Origin of the sequence: Brevibacillus sp. HB1.1 (genome assembly GCF_013332445.1) — a bacterium.
In the GTDB taxonomy this organism is placed as follows: Bacteria; Bacillota; Bacilli; order Brevibacillales; family Brevibacillaceae; genus Brevibacillus; species Brevibacillus porteri.
On the sequence record NZ_JABMIV010000013.1, the window covers coordinates 108422 to 130646 of the forward strand.

At 47.9% G+C, this 22225-nt stretch carries 25 protein-coding genes and 1 riboswitch; of the genes, 18 read left to right on the top strand and 7 right to left on the bottom strand.

Annotated elements, in window-relative coordinates; genetic code table 11:
• The first annotated feature begins 80 nt into the window (after nucleotides 1-80).
• On the top strand, nucleotides 81-968 hold the full coding sequence (locus HPY27_RS26080; protein WP_174226339.1) for a LysR family transcriptional regulator: 888 nt from the start codon (nucleotides 81-83) through the stop codon (nucleotides 966-968).
• Nucleotides 969-973: 5 nt separating this feature from the next.
• Entirely contained in the window at nucleotides 974-1774 is an 801-nt protein-coding gene (locus HPY27_RS26085; protein ID WP_174226348.1) for an alpha/beta hydrolase family protein, read from the top strand.
• On the opposite strand, the gene HPY27_RS26090 is transcribed toward HPY27_RS26085, so the two are convergent.
• Nucleotides 1771-3591 (bottom strand): sensor histidine kinase, encoded by a 1821-nt coding sequence (locus HPY27_RS26090; RefSeq protein WP_174226340.1) that lies wholly within the window; start codon nucleotides 3589-3591, stop codon nucleotides 1771-1773. The genes HPY27_RS26085 and HPY27_RS26090 overlap by 4 nt on opposite strands.
• Nucleotides 3592-3596: 5 nt before the next feature.
• Nucleotides 3597-4607, bottom strand: a complete 1011-nt coding sequence (locus tag HPY27_RS26095) for a BMP family ABC transporter substrate-binding protein (RefSeq protein ID WP_174226341.1) — start codon at nucleotides 4605-4607, stop codon at nucleotides 3597-3599.
• Nucleotides 4608-4775: 168 nt separating this feature from the next.
• On the opposite strand from HPY27_RS26095, the gene HPY27_RS26100 reads away from it, so the two are divergent.
• Both HPY27_RS26100 and HPY27_RS26105 read left to right on the top strand, forming a co-directional pair.
• Nucleotides 4776-4967 (top strand): hypothetical protein, encoded by a 192-nt coding sequence (locus HPY27_RS26100; protein ID WP_017251522.1) that lies wholly within the window; start codon nucleotides 4776-4778, stop codon nucleotides 4965-4967.
• A 119-nt stretch (nucleotides 4968-5086) separates the two neighbouring features.
• Nucleotides 5087-5440 carry a response regulator gene (locus HPY27_RS26105; protein WP_017251521.1) on the top strand — a complete coding sequence of 118 codons (354 nt, stop codon included), beginning with the start codon at nucleotides 5087-5089 and terminating at the stop codon, nucleotides 5438-5440.
• Nucleotides 5441-5506: 66 nt separating this feature from the next.
• Here the strand turns inward: HPY27_RS26105 and HPY27_RS26110 are convergent, their stop codons facing one another.
• Nucleotides 5507-6493 carry an ornithine cyclodeaminase family protein gene (locus HPY27_RS26110; RefSeq protein ID WP_017251520.1) on the bottom strand — a complete coding sequence of 329 codons (987 nt, stop codon included), beginning with the start codon at nucleotides 6491-6493 and terminating at the stop codon, nucleotides 5507-5509.
• A gap of 17 nt (nucleotides 6494-6510) precedes the next feature.
• The gene (locus tag HPY27_RS26115) at nucleotides 6511-7812 is read right to left on the bottom strand and encodes an MFS transporter (protein ID WP_174226342.1); all 1302 of its coding nucleotides are present in this window, start codon (nucleotides 7810-7812) and stop codon (nucleotides 6511-6513) included.
• Between the two features lie 225 nt (nucleotides 7813-8037).
• Here HPY27_RS26115 and HPY27_RS26120 point away from each other — a divergent pair, with 225 nt between their 5' ends.
• The 3 genes from HPY27_RS26120 to ald all read left to right on the top strand — a co-directional run bounded on the left by HPY27_RS26120 (nucleotide 8038) and on the right by ald (nucleotide 11183).
• Nucleotides 8038-8607 (top strand): helix-turn-helix domain-containing protein, encoded by a 570-nt coding sequence (locus HPY27_RS26120; RefSeq protein WP_069848928.1) that lies wholly within the window; start codon nucleotides 8038-8040, stop codon nucleotides 8605-8607.
• An 81-nt stretch (nucleotides 8608-8688) separates the two neighbouring features.
• Nucleotides 8689-9927, top strand: a complete 1239-nt coding sequence (locus tag HPY27_RS26125) for a PucR family transcriptional regulator (RefSeq protein ID WP_173622878.1) — start codon at nucleotides 8689-8691, stop codon at nucleotides 9925-9927.
• A gap of 131 nt (nucleotides 9928-10058) precedes the next feature.
• Nucleotides 10059-11183, top strand: a complete 1125-nt coding sequence (gene ald, locus HPY27_RS26130) for an alanine dehydrogenase (RefSeq protein ID WP_026043323.1) — start codon at nucleotides 10059-10061, stop codon at nucleotides 11181-11183.
• A gap of 58 nt (nucleotides 11184-11241) precedes the next feature.
• On the opposite strand, the gene HPY27_RS26135 is transcribed toward ald, so the two are convergent.
• The 3 genes from HPY27_RS26135 to HPY27_RS26145 are packed head-to-tail and all read right to left on the bottom strand — an operon-like array spanning nucleotide 11242 to nucleotide 14889.
• Entirely contained in the window at nucleotides 11242-12420 is a 1179-nt protein-coding gene (locus tag HPY27_RS26135; RefSeq protein WP_017251515.1) for a Ger(x)C family spore germination protein, read from the bottom strand.
• Nucleotides 12417-13799, bottom strand: coding sequence for a spore germination protein (locus HPY27_RS26140; RefSeq protein WP_017251514.1), 1383 nt, complete (start codon nucleotides 13797-13799; stop codon nucleotides 12417-12419). The genes HPY27_RS26135 and HPY27_RS26140 overlap by 4 nt, the downstream gene beginning before the upstream one ends.
• Nucleotides 13789-14889, bottom strand: a complete 1101-nt coding sequence (locus tag HPY27_RS26145) for a GerAB/ArcD/ProY family transporter (protein WP_017251513.1) — start codon at nucleotides 14887-14889, stop codon at nucleotides 13789-13791. The genes HPY27_RS26140 and HPY27_RS26145 overlap by 11 nt, the downstream gene beginning before the upstream one ends.
• Nucleotides 14890-15040: 151 nt before the next feature.
• On the opposite strand from HPY27_RS26145, the gene HPY27_RS26150 reads away from it, so the two are divergent.
• The 11 genes from HPY27_RS26150 to HPY27_RS26200 all read left to right on the top strand — a co-directional run bounded on the left by HPY27_RS26150 (nucleotide 15041) and on the right by HPY27_RS26200 (nucleotide 22217).
• Nucleotides 15041-16132 (top strand): quinone-dependent dihydroorotate dehydrogenase, encoded by a 1092-nt coding sequence (locus tag HPY27_RS26150; RefSeq protein WP_069848916.1) that lies wholly within the window; start codon nucleotides 15041-15043, stop codon nucleotides 16130-16132.
• A gap of 133 nt (nucleotides 16133-16265) precedes the next feature.
• Nucleotides 16266-16459: riboswitch (cobalamin riboswitch) on the top strand.
• 143 nt (nucleotides 16460-16602) lie between these two features.
• Nucleotides 16603-17367: an energy-coupling factor ABC transporter permease gene (locus HPY27_RS26155; protein ID WP_017251510.1), complete on the top strand. Its 765-nt coding sequence runs from the start codon at nucleotides 16603-16605 to the stop codon at nucleotides 17365-17367.
• Nucleotides 17364-17648 carry an energy-coupling factor ABC transporter substrate-binding protein gene (locus tag HPY27_RS26160; protein WP_007718520.1) on the top strand — a complete coding sequence of 95 codons (285 nt, stop codon included), beginning with the start codon at nucleotides 17364-17366 and terminating at the stop codon, nucleotides 17646-17648. Before HPY27_RS26155 ends, HPY27_RS26160 begins: the two co-directional genes overlap by 4 nt.
• Nucleotides 17645-18436 (top strand): cobalt ECF transporter T component CbiQ, encoded by a 792-nt coding sequence (cbiQ, locus tag HPY27_RS26165; protein ID WP_174226343.1) that lies wholly within the window; start codon nucleotides 17645-17647, stop codon nucleotides 18434-18436. Before HPY27_RS26160 ends, cbiQ begins: the two co-directional genes overlap by 4 nt.
• Before the next feature lie 2 nt (nucleotides 18437-18438).
• Nucleotides 18439-19287: an energy-coupling factor ABC transporter ATP-binding protein gene (locus HPY27_RS26170; protein ID WP_174226344.1), complete on the top strand. Its 849-nt coding sequence runs from the start codon at nucleotides 18439-18441 to the stop codon at nucleotides 19285-19287.
• Between the two features lie 56 nt (nucleotides 19288-19343).
• Complete coding sequence (locus HPY27_RS26175) at nucleotides 19344-19508, top strand: hypothetical protein (protein WP_167403227.1); 165 nt, start codon at nucleotides 19344-19346, stop codon at nucleotides 19506-19508.
• Nucleotides 19509-19798: 290 nt separating this feature from the next.
• Complete coding sequence (locus tag HPY27_RS26180) at nucleotides 19799-20293, top strand: hypothetical protein (protein WP_017251507.1); 495 nt, start codon at nucleotides 19799-19801, stop codon at nucleotides 20291-20293.
• Nucleotides 20294-20512: 219 nt separating this feature from the next.
• On the top strand, nucleotides 20513-21067 hold the full coding sequence (locus HPY27_RS26185) for a hypothetical protein (protein WP_017251506.1): 555 nt from the start codon (nucleotides 20513-20515) through the stop codon (nucleotides 21065-21067).
• 167 nt (nucleotides 21068-21234) lie between these two features.
• Entirely contained in the window at nucleotides 21235-21648 is a 414-nt protein-coding gene (locus tag HPY27_RS29965) for a hypothetical protein (RefSeq protein ID WP_371736752.1), read from the top strand.
• Between the two features lie 112 nt (nucleotides 21649-21760).
• Nucleotides 21761-21847 carry a sporulation protein YjcZ gene (yjcZ, locus tag HPY27_RS26195; protein ID WP_017251504.1) on the top strand — a complete coding sequence of 29 codons (87 nt, stop codon included), beginning with the start codon at nucleotides 21761-21763 and terminating at the stop codon, nucleotides 21845-21847.
• Nucleotides 21848-21932: 85 nt separating this feature from the next.
• Entirely contained in the window at nucleotides 21933-22217 is a 285-nt protein-coding gene (locus HPY27_RS26200; RefSeq protein ID WP_017251503.1) for a hypothetical protein, read from the top strand.
• Nucleotides 22218-22225: the final 8 nt, after the last annotated feature.

The window sequence follows — 22225 nt, forward strand, 5'->3', positions numbered from 1 at the left end:
AGCATAGCATTGAAGCAATCATCACAGTTATCTATACTATTCAATGAAGATCATTACTAATTTCTATGGGAGGAAGCGGGATGGAGCTGGTCTATTTACATACTTTTCGCGAAGTAGCCCGGTATGGGAGCTTTACACGGGCTGCAGAAGAACTGGGCTATGCTCAACCGACGGTAACGGCACAAATGCAAAAGCTGGAGCAGTCGTATGGAGCCCCGCTATTTGAAAGATACGGACGCAAGCTGCGACTGACGCAAGCAGGAGAAGCCTTGCTGCCGTACGCTCGGGAATTGATTCGTCTGTATGGGGAATCTAAAGAAGTGATTAAGCAACAGACGACAGGTCCGATTGCCATTGGAACGATCGATACATTGGCGGCGTTCTTTCTGCCGCCGTATTTGCAGGCTTTTTGTCAGCAATATCCTCAGGTTGATTTAGTATTGCGGACGGCTGGGGAAGCAGAAATTGTACAGCAGATCAAGGATGGCTATCTCGATATTGGGATCATTTTCGATCGACCTTGTACAGACCCTGAGCTAGTCACCCATGTTATTCGCGAGGAAGAATTGGTGATCGTCATGCCACCTGCCCATCGATTTACGACAGCAACAGCACTCACTGTCCATGATTTGGGCGGAGAGCCACTTGTATTGACTGAAGAAGGATGTACGTATCGGGGGATGCTGCTGGAGGCTTTTGGAGAGGTTGGGATGAGTCAGCGAATCGCCTGTCAATTCAGCAATCCGGAAGCGATCAAGCAGTGTGTGCGCTGTGGCTTGGGTGTAGCTTTGCTGCCGCACATGGCGGTCAAGAGAGAGCTCGCAGAAGGGGTGCTCACAGCCATACCGTTTCAGTCAGATAAGCCGCCTTTTTCCATTCAGCTTGTTTATCATAAAAAGAAATGGCTATCACCTTCGATGGTGACGCTTGTGGATACGATTACGAGATCACAGAGAGAGGAATCGTGAGCAGGATGCAGCTAGATACTTCACCATTTGTCGCATGTACACCTGAGGAGACAGTCCATCTGGGAGTGCGGCTCTATACCGTCAGCTACTACAGTCAAGACTTGCTGGTAAAAGCTGCATTGGCTGTACCAGAGACCTATTTTCAGGAGGGAGCATGTCTGCCGGCTCTCCTGTATTGCCGAGGCGGGATAAAAGGAGTGGGACGCGTCAGACCCGAGCGAATCAGTCAAATGGCCTCCTTTGGCTACGTGATCCTCGCTCCTCATTACCGTGGCAACGAAGGCGGAGAGGGCCGGGATGAATTCGGTGGGGCAGACAGGTATGATGTGTTTGCCGCATTTGAATTGCTCCGCAACCTGGAGAAGGTGGACAAGGGGCGAATCAGTGTCTACGGTTTTTCACGCGGTGGCGTCATGGCCTTGTTTGCTGCAATGGAGTGCAAAGGCGTGCTGTCTTGCGTCGTATGGAGTGGCGTCAGCGACATGTTTTTGACCTATGAGGAGCGGGTTGATCTGAGAAGGATGCTGCGCAGAATCATTGGTCACCCGCGCAAGCAGGAGGATGCCTACCGCGATCGGACGCCTTTGTATCGGATGGACGAGATTTCTTGCCCTGTGCTGATCATACATGGAACGGAAGATGAGAATGTGGGAGTGGAGCATGCTCATAAATTGGCAGATGCACTGACGCGGGCAGGCAAACCCTATGAAAAATGGCTGGCGCAAGGGGCCAGCCATCTGTTTGTCGGAGAAGATATGGAGATGTATACGCGCAAGATGTTCGCTTGGCTGGATGCGCAAGCCTAATCTTCTTTTGGTGTAAGCGGGAGCGTGATGATGATTTCCGTTCCTTTCCCCAGCTTACTGTTCACTTGCAGATCTCCACCGTGGTTTTCGACCATTCGTCGGGAAATCGGCAGCCCCAGTCCTGTCCCATCCTCTTTTAAGGAGAAGAACGGATCGAATATGCGGACCAGATACTCTTGGGAAATGCCTTCTCCCGTGTCTGTGACATGAATATGGACAGCTTGATCGTCCAGGCGGCTTTCGATGGAGAGAACGCCGCCGTCTTTCATGGCTTCAATGCTGTTTTTCATTAAATTTAACAGGATTTGCTTTAATTGCTCGACATCGACGTGAATGCGAATGTTCGGATCGCAGCGGTCGACGATTTGAATCCCATGCAGCATGGCCTCGGCATTCATCAACGGAAGAATCGAATGAACGACTCCGGTTAGCGCAACCTCGCGATAATCGGGCTTGGACGGTTTGGAGAGCATCAACAACTCCGTCACGATACGGTTGACCCGTTCAATTTCCTGCAAGATTAAGGGTAAGTAGTACAAATCGCGCTCTTGATTCGATAAACGCTGTTCCAATAGCTGAATAAAGCCGTAGATGACCGTTAGCGGATTGCGAATTTCATGAGCGGCTCCCGCTGCCAACTGACCGACCATGGCCAGCTTCTCGGATTGATTCAAGTACTCTTGAATTTGCTCCTGCTCCGTAATGTCCAAGAAGGCGAACATCCACCCGGTTTCCTGATCGTGGTGATGATTGTGCAAAGGGATGTAGGAGACCAGGGCAATGAATGGCGTGTCGTCTTTTTTGTACAAGGTCATTTTGCGATTGACGAACCAGGGAGTCGGCTCATTGCGTGTGGGTGCTTCAAAGGAATCCTTGGACACGGGGTAGCCGTGATCGTCGAGCTTGACCAAATGCTGTGCCAACTGATTTACATGAAGACCAACTGTCGCATGGGAATGGGTAATAATCCCAACAGGCAGAGAGTTTAAGATTTGCTCCCGGATGTTTTTTTCTTCGGTCAAAATTTGCCGTTGTCTTTCATCTTGTGCGAATAGATTGGCGATGCTGCTCGACATTTTATTGAACTCCTGCGCCAACTCAAGGAATTCATCTTGATGGGTATAGACGATTTGCTGACCGAATGTTCCTTTCGATACTTCACGTGCTTGCTGCATCAGGGACTGGATCGGGCGCAACAGCTCATTGCGGAAGTAAAACGTACAGAACAGCCCAAACAAGATAGAGGCTACGGAAACCGAATACGTCAGGATCAACGAGACTTTGATGCTCTCATTCGAATTCTGAAACTCTTTATTCGTCTGATACTCTAGCTGATTGAGTGAGAAAGAGAGATCTCGTTCCAATCGATCGAGCAAGGGCTTTACTTCGTTGTCTAGTACATAACTGACGGCTGGAACGTTCCCCGCTTGCAGCAACGGATTGATTTTGTTCAAAAAGATAAAGTCCAGTTGGGATATCGATTCAATAATGGTAAATAAGCCACTGTTCGCCTCGGTTTTGGGAAGCGAGGAAAAGCGAGCCGTATCGATCAGATTTGTATAGTATTGATCCAAATAAGACTCGTCTCGTGTCGATGTATACATGTTCAACGCATATGTCTTGGTGTATATCTGATTTTTGACTTCCAGTAAGGCGCTCGTTTGCGGCAAGAGGTTTTGCGTCAAATACACTTCATCAGAGGTGACCTTGGTCATTTGATAGCTGAACAGGGTCGTCACGCAACCGATGAGAAGCATCATTACGAGATAGCTGAGCATGATTTTTTTCTGAAATCCGAGATTGCTGAAAAGGGGCATGCTGATTAACCTCCATACGAGCCACGGGAAGGAATGAGATTTTGCAATTCCCGTTCTAAATCTTCACGTACATTTGCTGGCACCATGTGACCGAATTGACTGAGATGGTTGACTCCTTCGGCAAGTCCGTACATGACTTTTCCATTCGGGAGATCCCCTTGAATAAACTGTTCCATGATGATGCGGTAGCATTGACGAACATCCTGCATCATGGAGACCAGCACGTAGTCTGGAGCGATGTAGCGCTGATCGGCAATGTATCCGATGGTGAATACGCCTGCGCGCTGCGCTTCTGTAATCACTTCGAGATTGAAGCTGTCGCCTGTGGTGTAGATGACATCCACACCTTGAGATATCATGTCGCGAGTTGTGCGAATGGCTCCCTCAATATCATTGAAATCAGGAACTTTTCCCACGAGGATAGACGTGTTGGGCGATTCCTTTTTCACTCCCTCGATAAAGCCTTCTACTTGTAGGAACTCTGTGGGCTTGTCTACCAAGATGTATCCAACTTTATCCGATTTCGACATCTTCGCCGCAAGTATGCCGACGAGCTTACCAGCAGGCTTCATATCGTAACGAATCGTCGTCTGATTCGGATGCGGAGCCTCTCCGTTAAAGGAAACAAAGTGTGATTTCGGATACCGAAGCGCCACGTCTGTAAAAGGATCAGAGAAGATGAGGCCATGACCGAGTATGAGATCATAGTCGTTGGATGCATATTTTTCAGCCACCTTCGTGATCTGCTCCGGTTTTATATTATTGGCGATTTCGAGTGAAAAGTTAAATCTTTTTTGCAGTTCTGTCATACTCTCCAGTGCACTGCTATTCCAGCCCTGATCATAAGTGGGGCCCTCCAGCAACAGGGCGACACGCACTTTGTCAGAAGAATGGCTGCTTTTATTTATGACTTTATCGAGATGCTTCATGCTTGTAACGAATTGACTGGTAATGAGCAGAAGCAGCCCGACTACCAAACCGGTAAATAAGACGGGAAATGGCAGCAGCTTTGGCATGCGGGATTCCTCCATAGAAAAAAAGCATAAACCACATGAAAATATAAATACATGTCATGCCTATTATATCGGTTCTCTGAAGGTTGTGCATGGAAAAAAGGGATACGGACAGGCTAATCGTATGGAGAACATCCTGCCAAGCGGGAACAGAAGGGAGGCGTACACGCGATGGAAAACGATAGGGTGGAAATCCCCCAGATTCATATTCCTGATGAGGTAACACAAGTCGATCGACCGGAGATTGGTGAGACCACTCCACACCCGAAACCAGATAGCCCTCTGGCGTCGAGCGGGACAGCTGAACCCGTCAGCGACAATGTTTCGAAAGAGAGCAGCGAGCGAATCGGCTTTATTTCATAAAACCGATCGGAGTTGGCGCTATTCGACAAAAGAAGTCATTTTCTCTCGTGGACAAGGCTTGCGATTTCTGCAAAAGTAGGAAGTAGAATAGCAAGCGAGATGCGAGGGGATAAGACTGCATGGCCCGATTGCTGATAGTAGATGACGCAGCCTTCACGAGAAGGGTGCTGGCGGATATGCTAGGCGAACAACATGAAGTTTGTGGAGAAGCGACGAATGGCTTGGAGGCAATTGAAAAGTACAAGGAGCTCAAGCCAGATATTGTCACGATGGATATTACCATGCCGCACATGCACGGGATTGAAGCCATGCGTCACATCTTGGATTTTGACCGTGATGCCAAAATTTTGATCTGCTCGGCAATCGGGCACCGGCAGAAGGTGCTGGAAGCGATGAAAACAGGAGCGAGTGATTTCGTCGTGAAGCCTTTTCAAAAAGAGCAGATACTTGATGCAATCGCACGACTTTTGTAGACAGGAAAAAGCAAACAGCCGCCAAATCCCGGGTGGGAAGGCGGCTGTTTTTCTATAAGCCAAGATTTACAAGCTGATTTCTGTTCCAATGCCGTTTGCTTTCGCACGTTCATAAACCGTTTTGGCAACGGCTGTGTCCAAATAGGCAACACCCACGGATTTGTACAGCGTGATTTCTTCATCGTTTTCTCGGCCAGGTTTTTTCCCAATCAGAATGTCTCCCAGCTCAGCGTGCATTTGTTCAAAGCTCCATTCGCCGCGTTCTATCGGAATGAGCAGATCGCCTGCCTCGTGCCGGGCTCCCTCGAGTGTATCGACCACGACTTTGCTGCTTTGTACGGTAGTTGAGTCGACTTCCTGCATATGCGGAAGAAAAGCACCGATGGCATTGATATGCGTACCAGGACGCAAGCGTGATCCATCAAACAACGGGCTGGTAGCCTTGGTGCTGCAAATCACGATTTCGGCATTCGCCACCGCTTCATTGGCATCATCCATAACCGTGATTTCGCCTTGCCACTCCGGATAGAGGGAGAGGAGTGTTTGTTTCATTTCGTCGGCTTTCTCACGTGTGCGGTTATAGAGATAAATGTTTGTCAGCGGACGGACTTCCATGACGGCTTGAATTTGTCCGATGGATTGTGCCCCGCATCCCAATACAGCGCAGCTTTGCGCATTTTCTTTTGCCAAGTACTTGGTTGCAACGCCACTGCTTGCACCTGTGCGCATAATCGTCAACAGGCTCGCGTCCATCATCGCCACATGCTGTCCTGTTTTTGCTTCGGTCAACACGATTACACTTTGGAGTGCTTTGATATCGTGCTTGTGATTCTCCGGGAAAATGCTGATGATTTTTACCGCTACGTAATCGTCCGTTTCCAAATAGGACGGCATGTATAGACTGGTCGCTCCGTATTTCGGATGGTCAATAGCAGTACGAACAGGGGTGCTGACGTTTCCTAGCATATGCTCTCGGAAGACGTGTTCCACATCCTTCAAGCAATCTTTCATCGTATAGATTTGTTCAATGTTTTCACGGCTTAATAGTAGCATCTCATTCTTCCTTTCCATCAGGATTCGTCCAAATCCAAATCCTTTGTTTCCTTCGTAGCAGAAACCGCAATGAGAGAAATAATTCCGGAAATTACGATGTACAAAGCGATTGGAACCCAGGAGTTAAAGGAGCTTAACAAGGCAGTAGCGATCAGCGGAGCAGTACCACCCGCCAAAGCAGCACCGAGCTGGTAGCCAACCGTTACCCCAGTATAGCGTACATTCGTGCTGAAAATCTCCGAGAACATCGTACCCAATACAGCTGTGACCGGAGCCCAGAGAATCCCGAGTCCGATGACTGTAGCGACGGTAAGCCAAAGGGCTGATTTCAATGACAGCATATAAAAGTAAGGGAATGCAAACAGCATCATCGCTACAGTCCCCGCGATATACAAAGGCTTTCTGCCGACTTTATCTGACAGCATGCCCATGTACGGAATCGCGATGGTTGTCACTAATGTGGCGATCGTCACGGCATTGAGTACGGTTATTCGGTCGTAGCCCAAGTAATTCGTCGCGTAGGCAATAATAAACGTCGAGAAAATATAGAACGGCGCCGTCTCTACCACTTTGGCTCCGACGGCAATCAGAACAGCTTTCCAGTGATAGCGGAATGTATCTACGATGGGAACTTTCGCAATGTTCCCCGTCTTTTTTGCTTCTTGAAAAGCTGGCGTTTCATCGATGCCATTGCGAATCCAGAGTCCTAAAAAGACAAGTGCTGCACTCAACAGAAACGGAACTCGCCAGCCCCAAGACATGAATTGATCATCGGGAAGCGCACTCATCAAAGAAATGGCCAACGTACCAAGCAGCATGCCGATGGTTACACCCATTTGCGGGATACTTCCAAAAAAGCCGCGTCTGCCTTTGCCGGAATACTCTACGGCGAGAAGCAATGCCCCTCCCCATTCACCGCCGATGCCCAAGCCTTGAATCAAGCGCATCAGAACGAGAAGAATCGGAGCCCAGATGCCAATGGAATTGTAATCAGGCAGCAAACCGATCAAGACGGTAGCGCCACCCATCAGAGACAACGTCAAGACCAGCGTTTTTTTACGACCGATTTTGTCCCCGATATGACTGAAGATCACGCCACCCAATGGCCGGATGAAAAAGGGAAGACCAAATGACAGATAAGAGAGCAGTAAGCCAACAGTTGGATCAGAAGAAGGAAAAAATAGCTTGTTGAATACGAGCGATGCCATGGTTCCATACAGAAAAAAGTCAAACCACTCAATGGAGCTGCCAATAAGGCTCGCGACCAACGCTTTGTTTTGAACCTTTTTGGAAACGCCCGCTTGTGTTTGAAATGCCATCGGGTAATCCTCCTTTGTCGGTAGATATTGAAGTGTCACTTCAATTTAAGAGTGAAGTAGCACTTCAATTTTAAGGAATAAAGCGATTACAAATCTGATAATAATAAAGATTATAAAATGCAATGCAATTTGCAGCAATAGTAAAAATGGATACTTATGCTAACTTTACAACTTTTTTCGAGAAAGAGTATGATAGACCTATCCTTTTTACGGCGAGGTATGCAAATGGAACCTACCATTGGTGTATTAATCAAATCGCTTCGTGTCGGCAAAAAGAAGACACTCAAACAAATTGCAGAAAAAACGCAGCTGTCGATCAGCTTTTTGTCCCAAGTAGAGCGTGGGAAGTCTTCCATTACGCTGGAGTCATTGAAAAAAATTTCGGAAGCCTTGGGAGTGAGCCCAGGCTATTTCTTTTCGGGTGAGTCGAGTGGAGGGAATGGGCAGGTACGCAGGGCGAGCAAAGAGCGATCTGGGCTTTTGCATGCGCCTTTTGTGTATGAGGACCTGTCCGGTGATTTGGAAAATCCGTCACTGGTACCGATTCTTGTCACGCTCTCACCGCATGGAGAAAAAGGCACGCCTTTTGTACATAAGGGTCAAGAGTTTATTTACGTCCTCGAGGGTGTGCTGACTCTTTTGCTCGGGGAAGAGGAGCATGATTTGTTCCCTGGCGACAGTATTCACATGGATTCATCCGTACCGCACAACTGGGTGAACCGTACAGGTGAAGTCACCCGATTCCTTTGTGTCAATTCGCATGACAGCGACATGATTCCGACCGCTCCTTATTAATTAACCGAGAGCGTTTAGCGAAGTCATGTTTTCTACTATAATAGAGGAACGCGTACAAAAGAGCGGTAAAGAGGTGAAAATGTGCCCGTAGAGCCTAACTATTTTCAACAGTATCAGCATGCTGATATCGACGAATTAGCTGATGTCATTGGAGAACTTTTGCAAAATCCGATAACGGTTGAAGATGCCGATCATAAATTGATTGCTTACAGCTCACACGGAGAAAGCACAGATGAAGCGCGCTGGTCTACCATCATGGGGCGACGGGTACCGGAAAAAGTGCTGACGCGCCTTTGGAAGGACGGCGTATTCCAGGAGCTGTTAACGCAAGACGACCCCGTACACATCCCGGCCAAGGACGAAATTGGCTTGGGTAAGCGTGTGGCGATTGCTATTCGCAGAGGGAGCGACGTGCTCGGTTACATTTGGGCACAAGAGGTGAATCGACCGATTACCCGGGAAGATGATGAAATTCTTCGTCAGGCAGCACGCGTAGCCGTCTCGCGTCTCATCCAGCGGCAGGGAAAACGCAAGGCGGAGGAGCAGCGACGCAAGGAATTTCTGTGGGAGCTGTTGCTGGGGAATCACAGCAGTGAGGCTGTCATTCGCCAAAAAGCAGACACCTTGCAGATGCAGCTTCCGACCTCTTATTTAATTTGTATTATTGAAGCGGCAGGAGCGCGTCTGGACCAGTACTTGTATCCGTTATTAATGCGTGACAAACTGCTCTGGGTTGTCGACGGCTCGCAAATCATTTTATTGATCGGTTTGTCCGAAGCGAAAAAAGACAAGAGTGACGTGCTCATTCGCAAGGTGGAACAGTTCCTCGCAGACTCGCTCGGCAAGCTCGAAGCACATGTCACGGAAGGACGCCAGGTGATTGCCGGGTACGGGAGAGATTACAAGTCTTATACGGATATTGTGAAAAGCTACAGGGAAGCGCTGCATGCGCTCAAGGTCAAAAAGCTGTTTCCACAGGAAAATGAGGGGATTCACGGGTACCACGAGCTGGGGATTTATCGCTATCTACTACAACTGAAGCAGTGGGAAGAGGAGCAGGGCTATCAGAATGAACGGCTGGAAAAGCTCAGACAGTACGATCGCGACAACCAGACCACGCTCTTGACGACATTGGAGACTTTTTTGGATGCCGCTGGCAAAGTTAACAAGACAGCAGAGCGCCTGCATATCCACATTAATACGTTGAGCTACCGACTGAGACGAATTGAGGAGATCATGCGTGTCGATCTCGACAATATGAACCAGCGGGCTGCCTTATATTTAGAGTTGAAAATAGCCAAATTAGATGGGGAACAGTAGTTTGTTTGTGAATTTTCACAAATGAAAAGACGCTAAAATTAAAGGAATCTCCAAGGAGTATGCCGGAAGATACGCTGTACAATAATAGTAACCGCAAAGAAAACGGCGTTTCCAAGGAGGACATACTTATCATGATCGTTGGAATTCCAAAAGAAATTAAAAATAATGAGAACCGCGTAGCCATTACTCCAGCAGGTGTAGCTGCTTTGGTACAAAACGGACATTCGGTTCGTGTAGAAGCAAGTGCAGGGCAAGGCAGCGGTTTTACGAATGAAGATTACAAGGCAGTAGGCGCTGAGATCGTAGAAACAGCAGCAGAGGCATGGGCGTCTGACATGGTGATGAAAGTAAAAGAACCACTCCCTGCTGAATATGGATTTTTCCGCGAGGGTCTGATTCTGTTTACGTATTTGCATCTTGCACCAGAGCCTGAATTGACTCGTGAATTGATCGATAAAAAAGTGATTGCAATCGCTTACGAAACCATCCAGCTCGACAATGGCGCTCTGCCACTGTTGATGCCAATGTCTGAAGTAGCAGGCCGTATGTCTGTTCAAATCGGCGCGCAATTCTTGGAAAAGCAATACGGTGGAAAAGGCGTTCTGCTCGGTGGCGTACCAGGCGTACCAAAAGGCGAGGTAGTCGTAATCGGCGGCGGGATCGTAGGGACAAACGCGGCGAAAATGGCGCTTGGACTGGGTGCAAATGTAACGATTATTGATGTAAACGCAGACCGTCTGCGCCAACTGGATGACCTGTTCCAAGGCCGTGTTCAGACGTTGATGTCCAATTCCTTCAACATCGCAAACGCTGTGAAAAAAGCAGATTTGCTGGTAGGCGCTGTACTCATTCCGGGTGCTCGTGCTCCACGTCTGGTAACAGAAGATATGGTAAAAGACATGTCACCTGGTTCTGTAATCGTAGACGTTGCGATTGACCAAGGTGGATCGATTGAAACCGTAGATCGCATCACGACTCATGACAAGCCAACCTATGAGAAGCACGGTGTGATTCACTACGCGGTAGCCAACATGCCTGGTGCAGTCGCTCGTACATCTACATTGGCCCTGACCAACGTAACCGTTCCTTATGCGGTACAATTGGCGAACAAAGGCTACGCACAAGCAATTCGCGACAATAAAGCATTGGCAAAAGGCGTAAACGTCATCGACGGCAAAGTAGCTTACAAAGCTGTAGCTGATGCGCATAACCTGCCGTATGCTTCTATCGAAGAAGTTTTGCTGGTGAAAAACTAGCCTTACGGTAAATAGAAAGAAGAAACTGCTTGTCCGTTCTTACGGCAAGCAGTTTTTTTCATTCATTCGGCCCAAGCGGGTCAGGGTATTTGGCCGAACCCATCTTCATTTTTCCAGAATCACTTAAATACATATTCACCTGGATTTGGGTCAGGGAATCAGGTGTGAGCTTATTGCGCTTGCGTATTTCGTATTTTCGCCAAGCTTGGTAGTCTTTTTTAAACAAACGTTCCTCCAAGCTATACAGATCAACCCCTGCTTTGACTCCTTTTAGAAACGTCCCGCGAATTTGCTCGGCTACCTGTTCTTCGGAGTTTTTCCGTACGAAAGTAGGCGTAACGGCACTCATCATTTCACGAACGAACCCCTTTAGTCGGACATTGACCTGATAACGAGGAAGCTCTCCAGTGGTAATCGGAGTGATGTCCAATTCAACATGCTCGATGCGCATGGTTGCTTTGGGAGTGTTGTTTTGTCGCACAACGAGGCCAGCAAATTCCGTGTCACTATTCATCCACCGAATCCCCATTAAATCACGATTGGGGAAGTAACCCAGCCAATTTCCACGATGTATGGCGTGGATGCCATCGATGGAGAGACGAGAAATAAAACGGTTATTTTCTTTCCAGGATCGCTCGTACAGCGTGATGTTTGGCAATAACACGGTGTTTGATGGCTCCCAAAAGCTCGAGATAAACCGAAAAAATTGGATCGGCTCGATAAACGAACGCTGCTCGTAAACATCCTTTGGCTGATGCAAGAGAGAGTCCAATGGAGAAAATCCGACCAAAGAATGGGAGCTTAACACTTTGTCAATCGGCTCCCGCGTTCCGAATACCCACTTGGTGTAACGAATCAGACCGTATCTGTTCATAATATCGTGGGAGGTGATGACGCCCTTTTGCAAGAGCCGCTCATGAAATACGATGGAGGATACAAAGCCTAGAAATACAGGTACCTGTGCGTTTTTTTGCAGGTTATCAAAGGCAGACTGAAGCGTTTTCCCTTTTCCGATCGAAATGGTCGCTGGTGGCGATTGAAGGGTGGTTGATGACTCCTGCTTCGCGACGGTAGACAGATCGGTGGATTGGGCGTACATAACATACTCATTGTTGACGTAATCAATGCCCATGGCAGATAAATAGCGAAGGTCCTGAATGGCTTTCTGATCCCAGCAGCCGCTAAGAAGAGTCGTTGCCAACAGCAGCATAGCAGAAGCAATCCGCATGCATTTCATTTGTTATCGCCACCCTTAGCAGCTCTCGTCCGAAAAAAACTGGTCATGGACTTGAACAAGACAATGAACAGTGTAAACAAGGAGTTGGATGAACCCATCAAAATATACGATCTGCCAAAGGAGGTCAAGGTGGACAAGTAGTATACGATGGCAATCATCCCGAGGATAAAGCCGTACATGCCGATGGTTGCGGAAAGGAAGAAAACAGCGAAACGAGCCACGGTTACCGCACCGCTTAATGACTGATTGACCAGTGTGAAGGAGGCAACGACTGTAAGGGAGCCGATAAACAACATCGAAGGCGAAGTCAGGCCTGCACGAATGGAAGCATCCCCGATAATCAGTGCACCGACCAGTGCCAGTGTTTGCCCGACGTTTTTGGGCAGACGGGCGCCTGCCTCACGTAGAAACTCAAAAATGAACAAGATGAGAAATAGCTCCATCGGCGCGGAAAAGGGCAACCCTTTTCTTCCCTGCGTAACGGTAGCGAGCAATTGAAAAGGATATTGCTCTATATTATAGGCGGATAGTGCAATCCAGAAGCCAGGCAGAAAGATTGCGATCCAAAATCCACCTAGGCGCAGCATGCGTTCCAGCCATACATAGGTAACAGGGTACTGATCGTCTTCGGGAGATTTGATTAGTTCGAGTAAGGTTACAGGTGCCACGAGTGCCAAGGGCGAGCCGTCTACCAATACGACGACCTTACCTTGCAGCAGCATGTAAATGACATAGTCAGGGCGTCCAGTATAATCAACCAATGGAAACAGGGAGTGAGTGTTGTCGCTCAGTATCTTTTCCAGAATGGCGCTGTTCACAATTTTTTTTGAGGTACATTTGTGTATTCTCTCACGCATCATCTCTACCAGATCTTCAGATACCCCATCTGTGATATACATCATACCGATTCTTGTGCGCGAGCGCGTTCCGAGAATAAAAGGCTCATAGGCCAGAGTAATCGTTCGCATGCGCTTGCGAATGAGAGCAACGTTCGTGGAGAGATCCTCGACGAAGCCGTCCCGAGGACCTTTTATCGAAATCTCTGTATTAGATTCTTCAGGAGTGCGCTCTGGACGATTGGAGATGTCCCAGGCAAACGGAGGAGAGTCACCAATAAAAATCAGTAAATCTCCTGCAAACAGTCTCTCAACCCACAACTCTGGGTTCGTGAAGAGCGGGAAAAGAGGCAGAGAACGCAAATCACCAATAGCCAGGAATCGCTCCAATTGCGGCAATGCCGTATCTTGTAATTGACGAACGTCTGCCAGTCCTTCGCAATAAAGCATCAATACAGGCTGGTCCTCGGATGTGACCGTGCGCATAAAAACGACGTCCGCACAATGCGCGAATTTTTCCCGCAGTTCCTCTTCAAGGGTCATGGCCTATTCCCTCCTGTTTGGATGGCTTGCGCAGAGTAACCAGCATGAGTGCGAGAGTAATCACAACGATAATGGCTAAGTAAAGCGGATAGTATACGTGCGTCAGAAAGGATACAAACTGCATGTCACTGTAGGGGAGGCTGGTAAAGGCGATCATGCTTCCACCTAGAAATATCATCATGAAGTTGCGCTGTTTTCGGTTACGGATCGTGAGTAAATCTCCCAAGAGCAACAAGCAAATGGTGATGCGTATAAAAGCCCCAGCGAGCCATTGAAAAATGGAGAAAAACTCCATGTTCTCGATGTCTTTTCCAATTGTGAGCAGCCGCCATTGCTCAAATGCCGGAAAGCGTTGGCGTGCAGACTCCACTGGTCCAAATTCCGCAATAGCTCCTGTCAACGGACTGAGTGTCAGCACAAGCGTGATGCCGAGCATGACCAAAAAGTGTACGAGGCGCAATGGCTTACGTACGTGAGGTTGGAGCAATAGTAGCAGGAACATCTCTGAAATGCCGCCACCTACATAGAGCATCCCGTGAAAAAGAGGACGATACCCATGCTGGAAAAGTGGCATCAAAAGACTATAATCCTTTTTAGGAATATTGCCAAAAGCGACGAAAAATCCGAGCATAACCACGATGGGCAGCAAGATTCCTGCTGTGATTCCTACAGAGGTTATTCCACCAATTGCAGCGAGTATACATAGTCCCATTAAGGCTAAGGCGGTCACCCACTCTGGTGTTCGAGGCAAGTAGTTAACGGTCGTCCATGTCTGGGTATCGATCAGATTGGTTAGGGCCATCATGTACAGGCAGACCATGATGGGGATGAGTAACAGATGGCTGACGATTTTTCCAGAGCGTTGGGCGAGCCATTCATGCAAAGAACGTTGCTTCATATTTCGATTAACCACAAACAGCAAGTACGCCCAGAAGGAAAAAGGGATACCAGCAAGCAACACGCTCAACCAAGCATCTCTTCCGGCTTTACTCAATAAGAGGGGGATGACGGTTACGTGGTTCGTAATGCCGATCGTCAGCATCATCACCATAATGGCTTGACCAATCCCGATTTTTCCGTCCACTTTCATGAAGACTTATCCCCCTGTACGTGGTGGTGCTGTTAGGATTTGCCTGCTTGCTTGGAAATATGTATCAACGTATAAAGGTTACATCCGCCCGAAAAAGTATGGTATTCTACTATGAGGTAAAAAGGTAGAAACGGAGTAAGGAGTGCAGCCGATGTATCAGCTCATAAGAAAATACCTGTTCCAGCATGATGCGGAAGAGATTCATGAAAAGACAATTGGTGCCTTAAGGCTGGTGGAGGATTCTGCTCCAGGCAAAAGCATCCTGAAGATGATCTATCAGGTAAAAGACCAGCGGTTGGAGAATAAGCTGTGGGGAATGACGTTTCCGAATCCAGTCGGACTTGCAGCCGGTTTTGATAAAAATGCGGAAGTCTATCATGCGTTGGGTGCTCTTGGTTTTGGGTTTGTGGAAATCGGGACGTTGACACCGCAGGGGCAGCCAGGCAATCCGAAGCCGCGTTTGTTCCGATTGCCGGAACATCAAGCTGTCATTAACCGGATGGGCTTCAACAATCACGGTGCGTATTTGGCTTCCCAGCATTTGGTCGATTACGCATACTCAGATGTTCCAATTGGGATTAACATTGGGAAAAACAAAGTAACGCCGAATGAAGAGGCGGCCATCGACTATAGCAAATGTATGGACATGCTCTATGCATACGGTCACTATTTCGTCATTAACATCAGCTCTCCGAATACCCCGAATCTGCGTGACTTGCAGGAGACAGAGAGCTTGCGTCATTTGGTGCGTGCAGTAAGGGAAAAGGCAACCGAAATGGAAGCACGTTCCATCAAGAAAAAGCCGATTTTGCTGAAAGTAGCACCAGACATGTCGGATGAGCACATGCGCGATGTTGTTCACGCTGCTGTTGAAGAAGGCATTGCCGGAATTATCGCTACCAATACGACACTGTCACGCGAGGCGGTTTCCGGACATCGTTTTGCCGAGGAAGCGGGCGGCTTGAGCGGAAGACCTCTTACGGAGCGTTCCACTGCTTGGGTGAAGGAGATTTATCAAGAAGTAGGAGACAAGGTACCCATCATCGGTGTCGGGGGCATTTATAACGGCGAAGACGCCTACGCGAAAATCCGAGCAGGAGCCAGTCTCGTTCAGGTGTATACGGGGATGATTTATCAAGGCCCAGGTATCGCCAAGCAAATTAACAAAAAGCTACTCAAGCTCATGCAGCGCGATGGTTTTAAACATATTAGTGAAGTAATTGGCGTAGACGCAAAAGAATAGATAGAACAAGTACGCATAGGTCGATGGCTCCGTTTGTAGTGGGGCATCGGCTTATGCGTTTTTGCTTATATTCTTCCGATTTATGTAGTGATCCGTTATAATGATGTGGGACAAACATGAATTGTCTGTCAACTTCATATGATCGGCGTTAGGTGCCTTTATGTGACGCATAAAGGGTAACAGGGAATCGGGTGAAAGTCCCGAGCGGTCCCGCCACTGTAACCAGGGAGCTCTCTTTGAGAAGGAAACCACTCATTTTTGTATGGGGAAGGACAAAGAGCGTATGGATCTGGAAGCCAGGAGACCTACCTAGTAGCCACACCCACAAAACCTTCGCGGAAAGGAGCGGTGAATACGAGGCAATGAGGCTGTATGTCAGTCTGTTGTTTTGTGTGCACATCTCGTCCATTGATGGATGGGATTTTTTTGTTTGTAGGAAAAGAACGAAAGTCAGTGAAGGAGGAAGGAACATGAATCGATCTCGTCTCGTATCTACTTGTTTGATGATCGCGGGCTTTGTCCTGTATTTCCTGCTCAATGAACCAGAGACAGGACATGCGATGCACATCATGGAAGGGTATTTGCCATTATCCTGGGCCTTATTTTGGTGGGCTGTCTTCTTGCCATTTTTTATTCTTGGGATTCGCTCGATTAACAAGATTGTAAAAGAACATCCCGAAATGAAGCTCCTTATTGGTGTTGCAGGAGCGTTTGCCTTTGTTTTATCTGCACTGAAAATCCCTTCAGTTACAGGCAGCAGCTCTCACCCGACTGGAACGGGCCTTGGCGCCATTATGTTTGGGCCTTTTGCGATGTCTGTGTTAGGGAGCATGGTGCTCTTGTTTCAAGCCTTGCTTTTGGCACATGGAGGTTTGACTACGCTAGGGGCAAATGCTGTATCCATGGCAGTAGTAGGACCACTGGTGGCATACGGAATCTATCGGGTGATCATGAAAGTGCGCGGAAGCCAGCGTCTGGCTGTTTTTGCGGCGGCTGCCTTGGCTGACCTCGCTACCTATGTGGTGACTTCGATTCAACTGGCACTCGCATTTCCAGCTGAATCTGGTGGAGTGTTGGCCTCGTTTGCCAAATTCGCAGGAATTTTTGCATTCACGCAAGTTCCGCTCGCAATCAGTGAAGGTCTGTTGACCGTTCTTGTTTGGAACTGGTTGTTATCTTACAACGCAAAAGAGCTTACACAGCTTCGTTTGCTCAAACGGGAGGAATCGCTGTGAAAAAAGGATGGAACTGGCTATTACTCTTGGGGGTAATCGTACTGGCGATTGTCCCACTGTTGCTGGTGCAGGATTCGGAATTTGGCGGCGCAGACGGCGTGGCGGAGGAAGCGATCAAGGAAATTGCTCCGAACTACGAACCGTGGTTCCAGCCGCTGATAGAACCGCCAGGGGGAGAGACGGAGAGCCTATTGTTTGCGGTGCAGGCGGCGTTGGGAGCGGGAGTGGTTGGCTACGCCGTGGGCTTATACAAAGGTCGGTTGGATAAGCGGAAAAAATGAACGGGCTGCAGCTTGATTCTCTCTCTTATCAAAACAGGCTGAAACGTCTGCCGCCAGCTCATAAGCTCTTGCTGGCGAGTGCATTGTTACTGCTCGTCTTGGTGGGACATGTATGGATGCAGATGGCCGTCGTTGTTTGGATGACGGTATGGGTAGTGGTGTATGCCCGTATACCTGTCCGTATCTATTGTGCCTTTATGATCGTGTCGCTCTCGTTTTTCGCGGCGGGGCTCCCTGCCCTATTGGTAGAAGGGGCGAAAGCAGGCGAAGTACAGGTCCAGGTCGCGGCAGCATGGGAGTTGGGTTCGTATGTGCTCTATGTGCCGACGTCATCATTCAGTAAAGTTTGGATCTTATTTTGGCGTACCATGGCGAGCTTATCTTGCTTTGCCTTCATTTTGTTTACCGTGCCGTTTGCCGAAATCTTGCAGGTGTTTCGCCGACTTCGTATGCCTGTCCTTGTGACTGATTTATTAATGATCATGTATCGGTTTATTTTTGTGTTAGTAACAATTTCTCACCAGCTCTGGATTGCCCAACGTTCGCGTGGAGGTCATCGCGGCTTCCGAGCGACACTTCGGGATGCAGGGATTCTCGTTGCGCAATTGTTTGTCAGAGCGATGCGCAAATACGAAGCCTTGCATAAAGGAATGGCGGCTAGAGGCTTCGGGGAGAGCATGCAGGTGCTCGCGTTTCATACCCATGCTCGTTCGCGACGTTATGAATGGGAGTCAATCGCAGGCTGTATGCTGCTGGTGCTGCTTGAGTGGTGGACAGGAGGTTGGTAGTTATGACATCACGGTTGTTGGAGTTCATCGATTTGCAGTACACGTATCCAGGAGGGCGGGGACCGGTCCTGTCTGGGCTGTCCTTATGGATTCCAGAGGGGAAAAAATGTGTCCTTTTGGGACGAAACGGCTGTGGGAAGTCTACCTTGTTCTTGCATGGGAACGGGATCATCGAGCCACAGAAGGGACAGGTGCTGTGGAAGGGGAAACCGCTTGTCTACAAACGAGCCGCACTACAAGAGATGACGCAAAAGGTAGGCTTGGTCTTTCAAGATCCCGAGCATCAGCTGATCGCAAGTACGGTCGCAGAAGATATATCCTACGGTTTATGCAATCAAAAGCTGCCTACGGAAGTCATACGGGCAAAGGTAGAAAAAGTGCTGGATGCATTCGGGTTGAGAGAGCTGGCAGAAGCTCCGATTCATCATTTGAGCCTGGGACAAAAACGGCGTCTGGCACTCGCGGGGGTCATGGTCATGGAGCCAGAGCTTTTGCTGTTGGACGAGCCTACTGCGTATCTGGATCGCTATCAGACTAAAAATTTGCTGCGGGAGCTCGATGCGATTCACCGGCAAGGAACGACTGTTTTGATGGCGACACATGATATGGATATCGCGTTTGAATGGGCAGAGTGGATTTGCATCATGGATGAAGGCAGGCTTGTTTTCGCGGGAGATCCGCAGGAGGCATTGGAAAATAGAACCATGCTGGAGAGTCTTCATCTGGGTATGCCGTTGCTCGTTGATGTGTGGGAGGCACTGCCTGAGCAGTGGAAGCGTGAACTTGGCGGAAATATTCCACGCACGGTCGACGAGCTGCGAAAAATGCTCAGTGTTCAGCAGGTGTGGTGAATGGAGTGGCGGCTTTCGGGCAAGCTAACCCCAAAAAGCCATGGAGGTACGCTGGTATGGAACAAGACTCTGTCATGAGTACATCGGTCCCGAATCACCAGGAAAAAGGAATTTCACGTAAGGTGAAGGATGAACTGATGTATCAAGTATTGGAGAAAGAGATGACTACCGTCGAGCAGGAAAAGAAGATAAAAGATGATTATTTAAAGGGAAAGGCGTAAGTTCGCGCCAAGAGGCCCTTCTCGCCACATCAAGGCGTGAAGGGCTTTTTTCATGGAATGATCCCCGTACCCACCCTCGACCCTGCTGGAAATTTCAACATGAACCCTGGTGAAGGGGGACGTGTTCGCCTTTTGCAGACAGACTACCGACTTCCATGCCTCTTACGTATGGTAAAATTTGATTCTCGCTGAAAAAGTAAGAAGATTGTGCGGATTTTGTAGGGATATGTCCATTCATCACGAATAACGTAAAGAAGGCACTTACTTACAATGGGGGAAGTGATGAGGTTGTGATTTCAACTTTGAATAAGACGCTATGCGTTCAGCAACTCGTAGAAAAATTAAGAGACAAGCAGCTTCTTCATGTACCAATCGCTGATCTTCAAGAATCCAATAAAGCATTGTATGAATACGTCAATCAGCTCAATGACTCGATTGCGATCATTCCGACCACGATTAATTCTGTCATTACCGGCGTCATCCGCTTCCAGGACGGGTACTTTATTACCTTGGGCATGCTCATTTGGAAAGACGCTAACAAAAAAGGGGCGTTCAAAGAAGGGACATTTCTTTTTTACAAGCATGACGCTCATGATTCGATTGAGGATTGCGTCCACATTACCAATTCCATCGAAAATCACAATCTGATGGAAAGCTTGTTCTTTGCATGCTGCGAGAGCAAGGATGGCGATTCCGTACTTTCCTATTCGCATATCGAGCATGCGATTACATACGGAGAGCTGTATCGTGACATGAAGACCAAAATCAAAAAAGGGTTTGCGTAATCGCTGCAAAACGAGGGGCGGAAAAACTTTACATGACATGTTACGAGTGATATACTGCTATAAATTTTAAAAATTTCCAATTGAAGAGGAGTTTACCTATATCATGATGATGAAGAAGTAACGTCTTGCCATCCACCAGTTGGCCCGACCCCCTCCATGTAAATGGTTTTGTCTACCCACAAATAAAAACCACTTACAACAAAATGGAGGAATATCACGATGAGTAAACCTGAAATGAATGTTGCCTTAGTAATTGGTCCGGATACAGATCTGGACAGCCAAGCAATCCGGAATACACTTGAGTATTTTGGAGCGCGAGTCTTTACGTACTGGATTGGTCGACCAAGCGATTTGATTGATGTATTGAATGGTAGCGACCTCTACCCAAATACCGACATGATTGTTCTGAATTTCCATGGAGATGAGGGAAGCCTCATTATGCCAGAGCTGGGCGAGGACGTATACGAGGAAGGAGAACCAAAGGGTGATTTTGGTCCTGACGACGTTAGACGTTTTGCCAAGCTAGATGGAAAAATCGTGTTAAGTAACGGATGCTCGCTTGGTGATCCTGAATTAGCGAAGGCCTTTCTGGACAGTGGTTGCCATACGTATATCGGGCCAGATGATTACCCGGACGGAAATTCTGCGCTGATGTTCGCCCTGCGCTTTTTCTACGAGGTAATTCAAAACAAGAAAAGCGTGGAAGAAGCTTTTCGAATCGCAAAAGCAACGGATGAAGAAACCGAGATGTATCAGCTTTATGTAAAAGAGTAATGTCAACGCAAAGGGAGCCTTTTTTGAGGCTCTTTTTGCATTCTTATGCCCGAAAAGATTCGTCTTTGTCGAGAAATGTCAGGTTGTTATTCTTGTTGAGAGGAATATTTTGAATTATGGTAGGGGAGATTCATTTTAGTTAAGGGGGTCCTTTTTCTTTGAAGAAAATGTCTTTTTTTATAGTGGCTTTCGCTATCATGTTGGCTGGATGTAGCTCCGGGCCATCAACGGATACGGCAGCAAATTCACCCGCAACGCCAACTGCTACGGCTCCAGCACCTGAGGCAACCGCGCCAGCAACACCAGCTTCACCTACACCAGAAGCGACTGCTCCTGCGGCGACAGAGAAAGCAACGATCACGAAGAGTGAATTTGAACAGATTGAAAATGGGATGAGCTTTGAGGAAGTAAAAAAAATAGTGGGCGGGGAAGGTGAACTGCTCGCTGAGGTTGGTAAAGCAGGAGAGGAAGGACACACGATCGTCTACATGTATGAGGGAGAAGGGACGATTGGAGCAAATGCGAATTTTTCTTTCCGAGGTGGGATTCTGCAAGTAAAATCGCAAATCGGACTGCAATAGGGTGAAAAAGGGCGTAGGCAAATGCTTGCGTCCTTTTTCTATTAGGTGAGTGTACAGGCAAATCATGAGAAATGTGCATACAGTAGGGTGTCTAAGGAAAGGGGGAGGCAGAATGGGTTTCTTTAATGGCTTTGATGACTTTGCTCTGATCCTAGTTCTGTTTGTTTTGCTTGTCATTGTCGGATGTGATTGTGATTAGGAAATGGGTTTAAGCAAAAGAGTAATGCAAAGGGACATATGATCCCTTTGCATTATTCATTTATGAAACGAGGTGAGAATGAAAAGTGGCTAGACAAATGAATGGCTTTAGCCCTGAATTTGCGGATTGGCTGAAATCAAATAAGGTCTCGATCAGAAAGCTACAGAAAAATCCTGAATCCCTTGGGCAGTATTATCAAGAGTGGTCAAAAACGAGCCGTCGGACGAGAAAAGAGTCTCGACCACCACGGCTTTCTAATCTAAATCTTGATATAGGCACAATCCTCAATGGTGTAAAAGTAGCAAACGAGGTATTCAAAACTTTCCAAGGAACGAATGGGATTGGAAGTATGTTTAGAAGGTTTATGTAGTGGAAACA

Excerpts from the sequence above, each read along its gene's own strand:
- HPY27_RS26080 (WP_174226339.1), top strand. The coding sequence starts at position 81 with ATGGAGCTGGTCTATTTACATACTTTTCGCGAAGTAGCCCGGTATGGG.
- HPY27_RS26085 (WP_174226348.1), top strand. The coding sequence starts at position 974 with ATGCAGCTAGATACTTCACCATTTGTCGCATGTACACCTGAGGAGACA.
- HPY27_RS26090 (WP_174226340.1), bottom strand. The coding sequence starts at position 3,591 with ATGCCCCTTTTCAGCAATCTCGGATTTCAGAAAAAAATCATGCTCAGC.
- HPY27_RS26095 (WP_174226341.1), bottom strand. The coding sequence starts at position 4,607 with ATGCCAAAGCTGCTGCCATTTCCCGTCTTATTTACCGGTTTGGTAGTC.
- HPY27_RS26100 (WP_017251522.1), top strand. The coding sequence starts at position 4,776 with ATGGAAAACGATAGGGTGGAAATCCCCCAGATTCATATTCCTGATGAG.
- HPY27_RS26105 (WP_017251521.1), top strand. The coding sequence starts at position 5,087 with ATGGCCCGATTGCTGATAGTAGATGACGCAGCCTTCACGAGAAGGGTG.
- HPY27_RS26110 (WP_017251520.1), bottom strand. The coding sequence starts at position 6,493 with ATGCTACTATTAAGCCGTGAAAACATTGAACAAATCTATACGATGAAA.
- HPY27_RS26115 (WP_174226342.1), bottom strand. The coding sequence starts at position 7,812 with ATGGCATTTCAAACACAAGCGGGCGTTTCCAAAAAGGTTCAAAACAAA.
- HPY27_RS26120 (WP_069848928.1), top strand. The coding sequence starts at position 8,038 with ATGGAACCTACCATTGGTGTATTAATCAAATCGCTTCGTGTCGGCAAA.
- ald (WP_026043323.1), top strand. The coding sequence starts at position 10,059 with ATGATCGTTGGAATTCCAAAAGAAATTAAAAATAATGAGAACCGCGTA.
- HPY27_RS26135 (WP_017251515.1), bottom strand. The coding sequence starts at position 12,420 with ATGAAATGCATGCGGATTGCTTCTGCTATGCTGCTGTTGGCAACGACT.
- HPY27_RS26140 (WP_017251514.1), bottom strand. The coding sequence starts at position 13,799 with ATGACCCTTGAAGAGGAACTGCGGGAAAAATTCGCGCATTGTGCGGAC.
- HPY27_RS26145 (WP_017251513.1), bottom strand. The coding sequence starts at position 14,889 with ATGAAAGTGGACGGAAAAATCGGGATTGGTCAAGCCATTATGGTGATG.
- HPY27_RS26150 (WP_069848916.1), top strand. The coding sequence starts at position 15,041 with ATGTATCAGCTCATAAGAAAATACCTGTTCCAGCATGATGCGGAAGAG.
- HPY27_RS26155 (WP_017251510.1), top strand. The coding sequence starts at position 16,603 with ATGAATCGATCTCGTCTCGTATCTACTTGTTTGATGATCGCGGGCTTT.
- cbiQ (WP_174226343.1), top strand. The coding sequence starts at position 17,645 with ATGAACGGGCTGCAGCTTGATTCTCTCTCTTATCAAAACAGGCTGAAA.
- HPY27_RS26170 (WP_174226344.1), top strand. The coding sequence starts at position 18,439 with ATGACATCACGGTTGTTGGAGTTCATCGATTTGCAGTACACGTATCCA.
- HPY27_RS26175 (WP_167403227.1), top strand. The coding sequence starts at position 19,344 with ATGGAACAAGACTCTGTCATGAGTACATCGGTCCCGAATCACCAGGAA.
- HPY27_RS26185 (WP_017251506.1), top strand. The coding sequence starts at position 20,513 with ATGAGTAAACCTGAAATGAATGTTGCCTTAGTAATTGGTCCGGATACA.
- HPY27_RS29965 (WP_371736752.1), top strand. The coding sequence starts at position 21,235 with ATGTCTTTTTTTATAGTGGCTTTCGCTATCATGTTGGCTGGATGTAGC.
- yjcZ (WP_017251504.1), top strand. The coding sequence starts at position 21,761 with ATGGGTTTCTTTAATGGCTTTGATGACTTTGCTCTGATCCTAGTTCTG.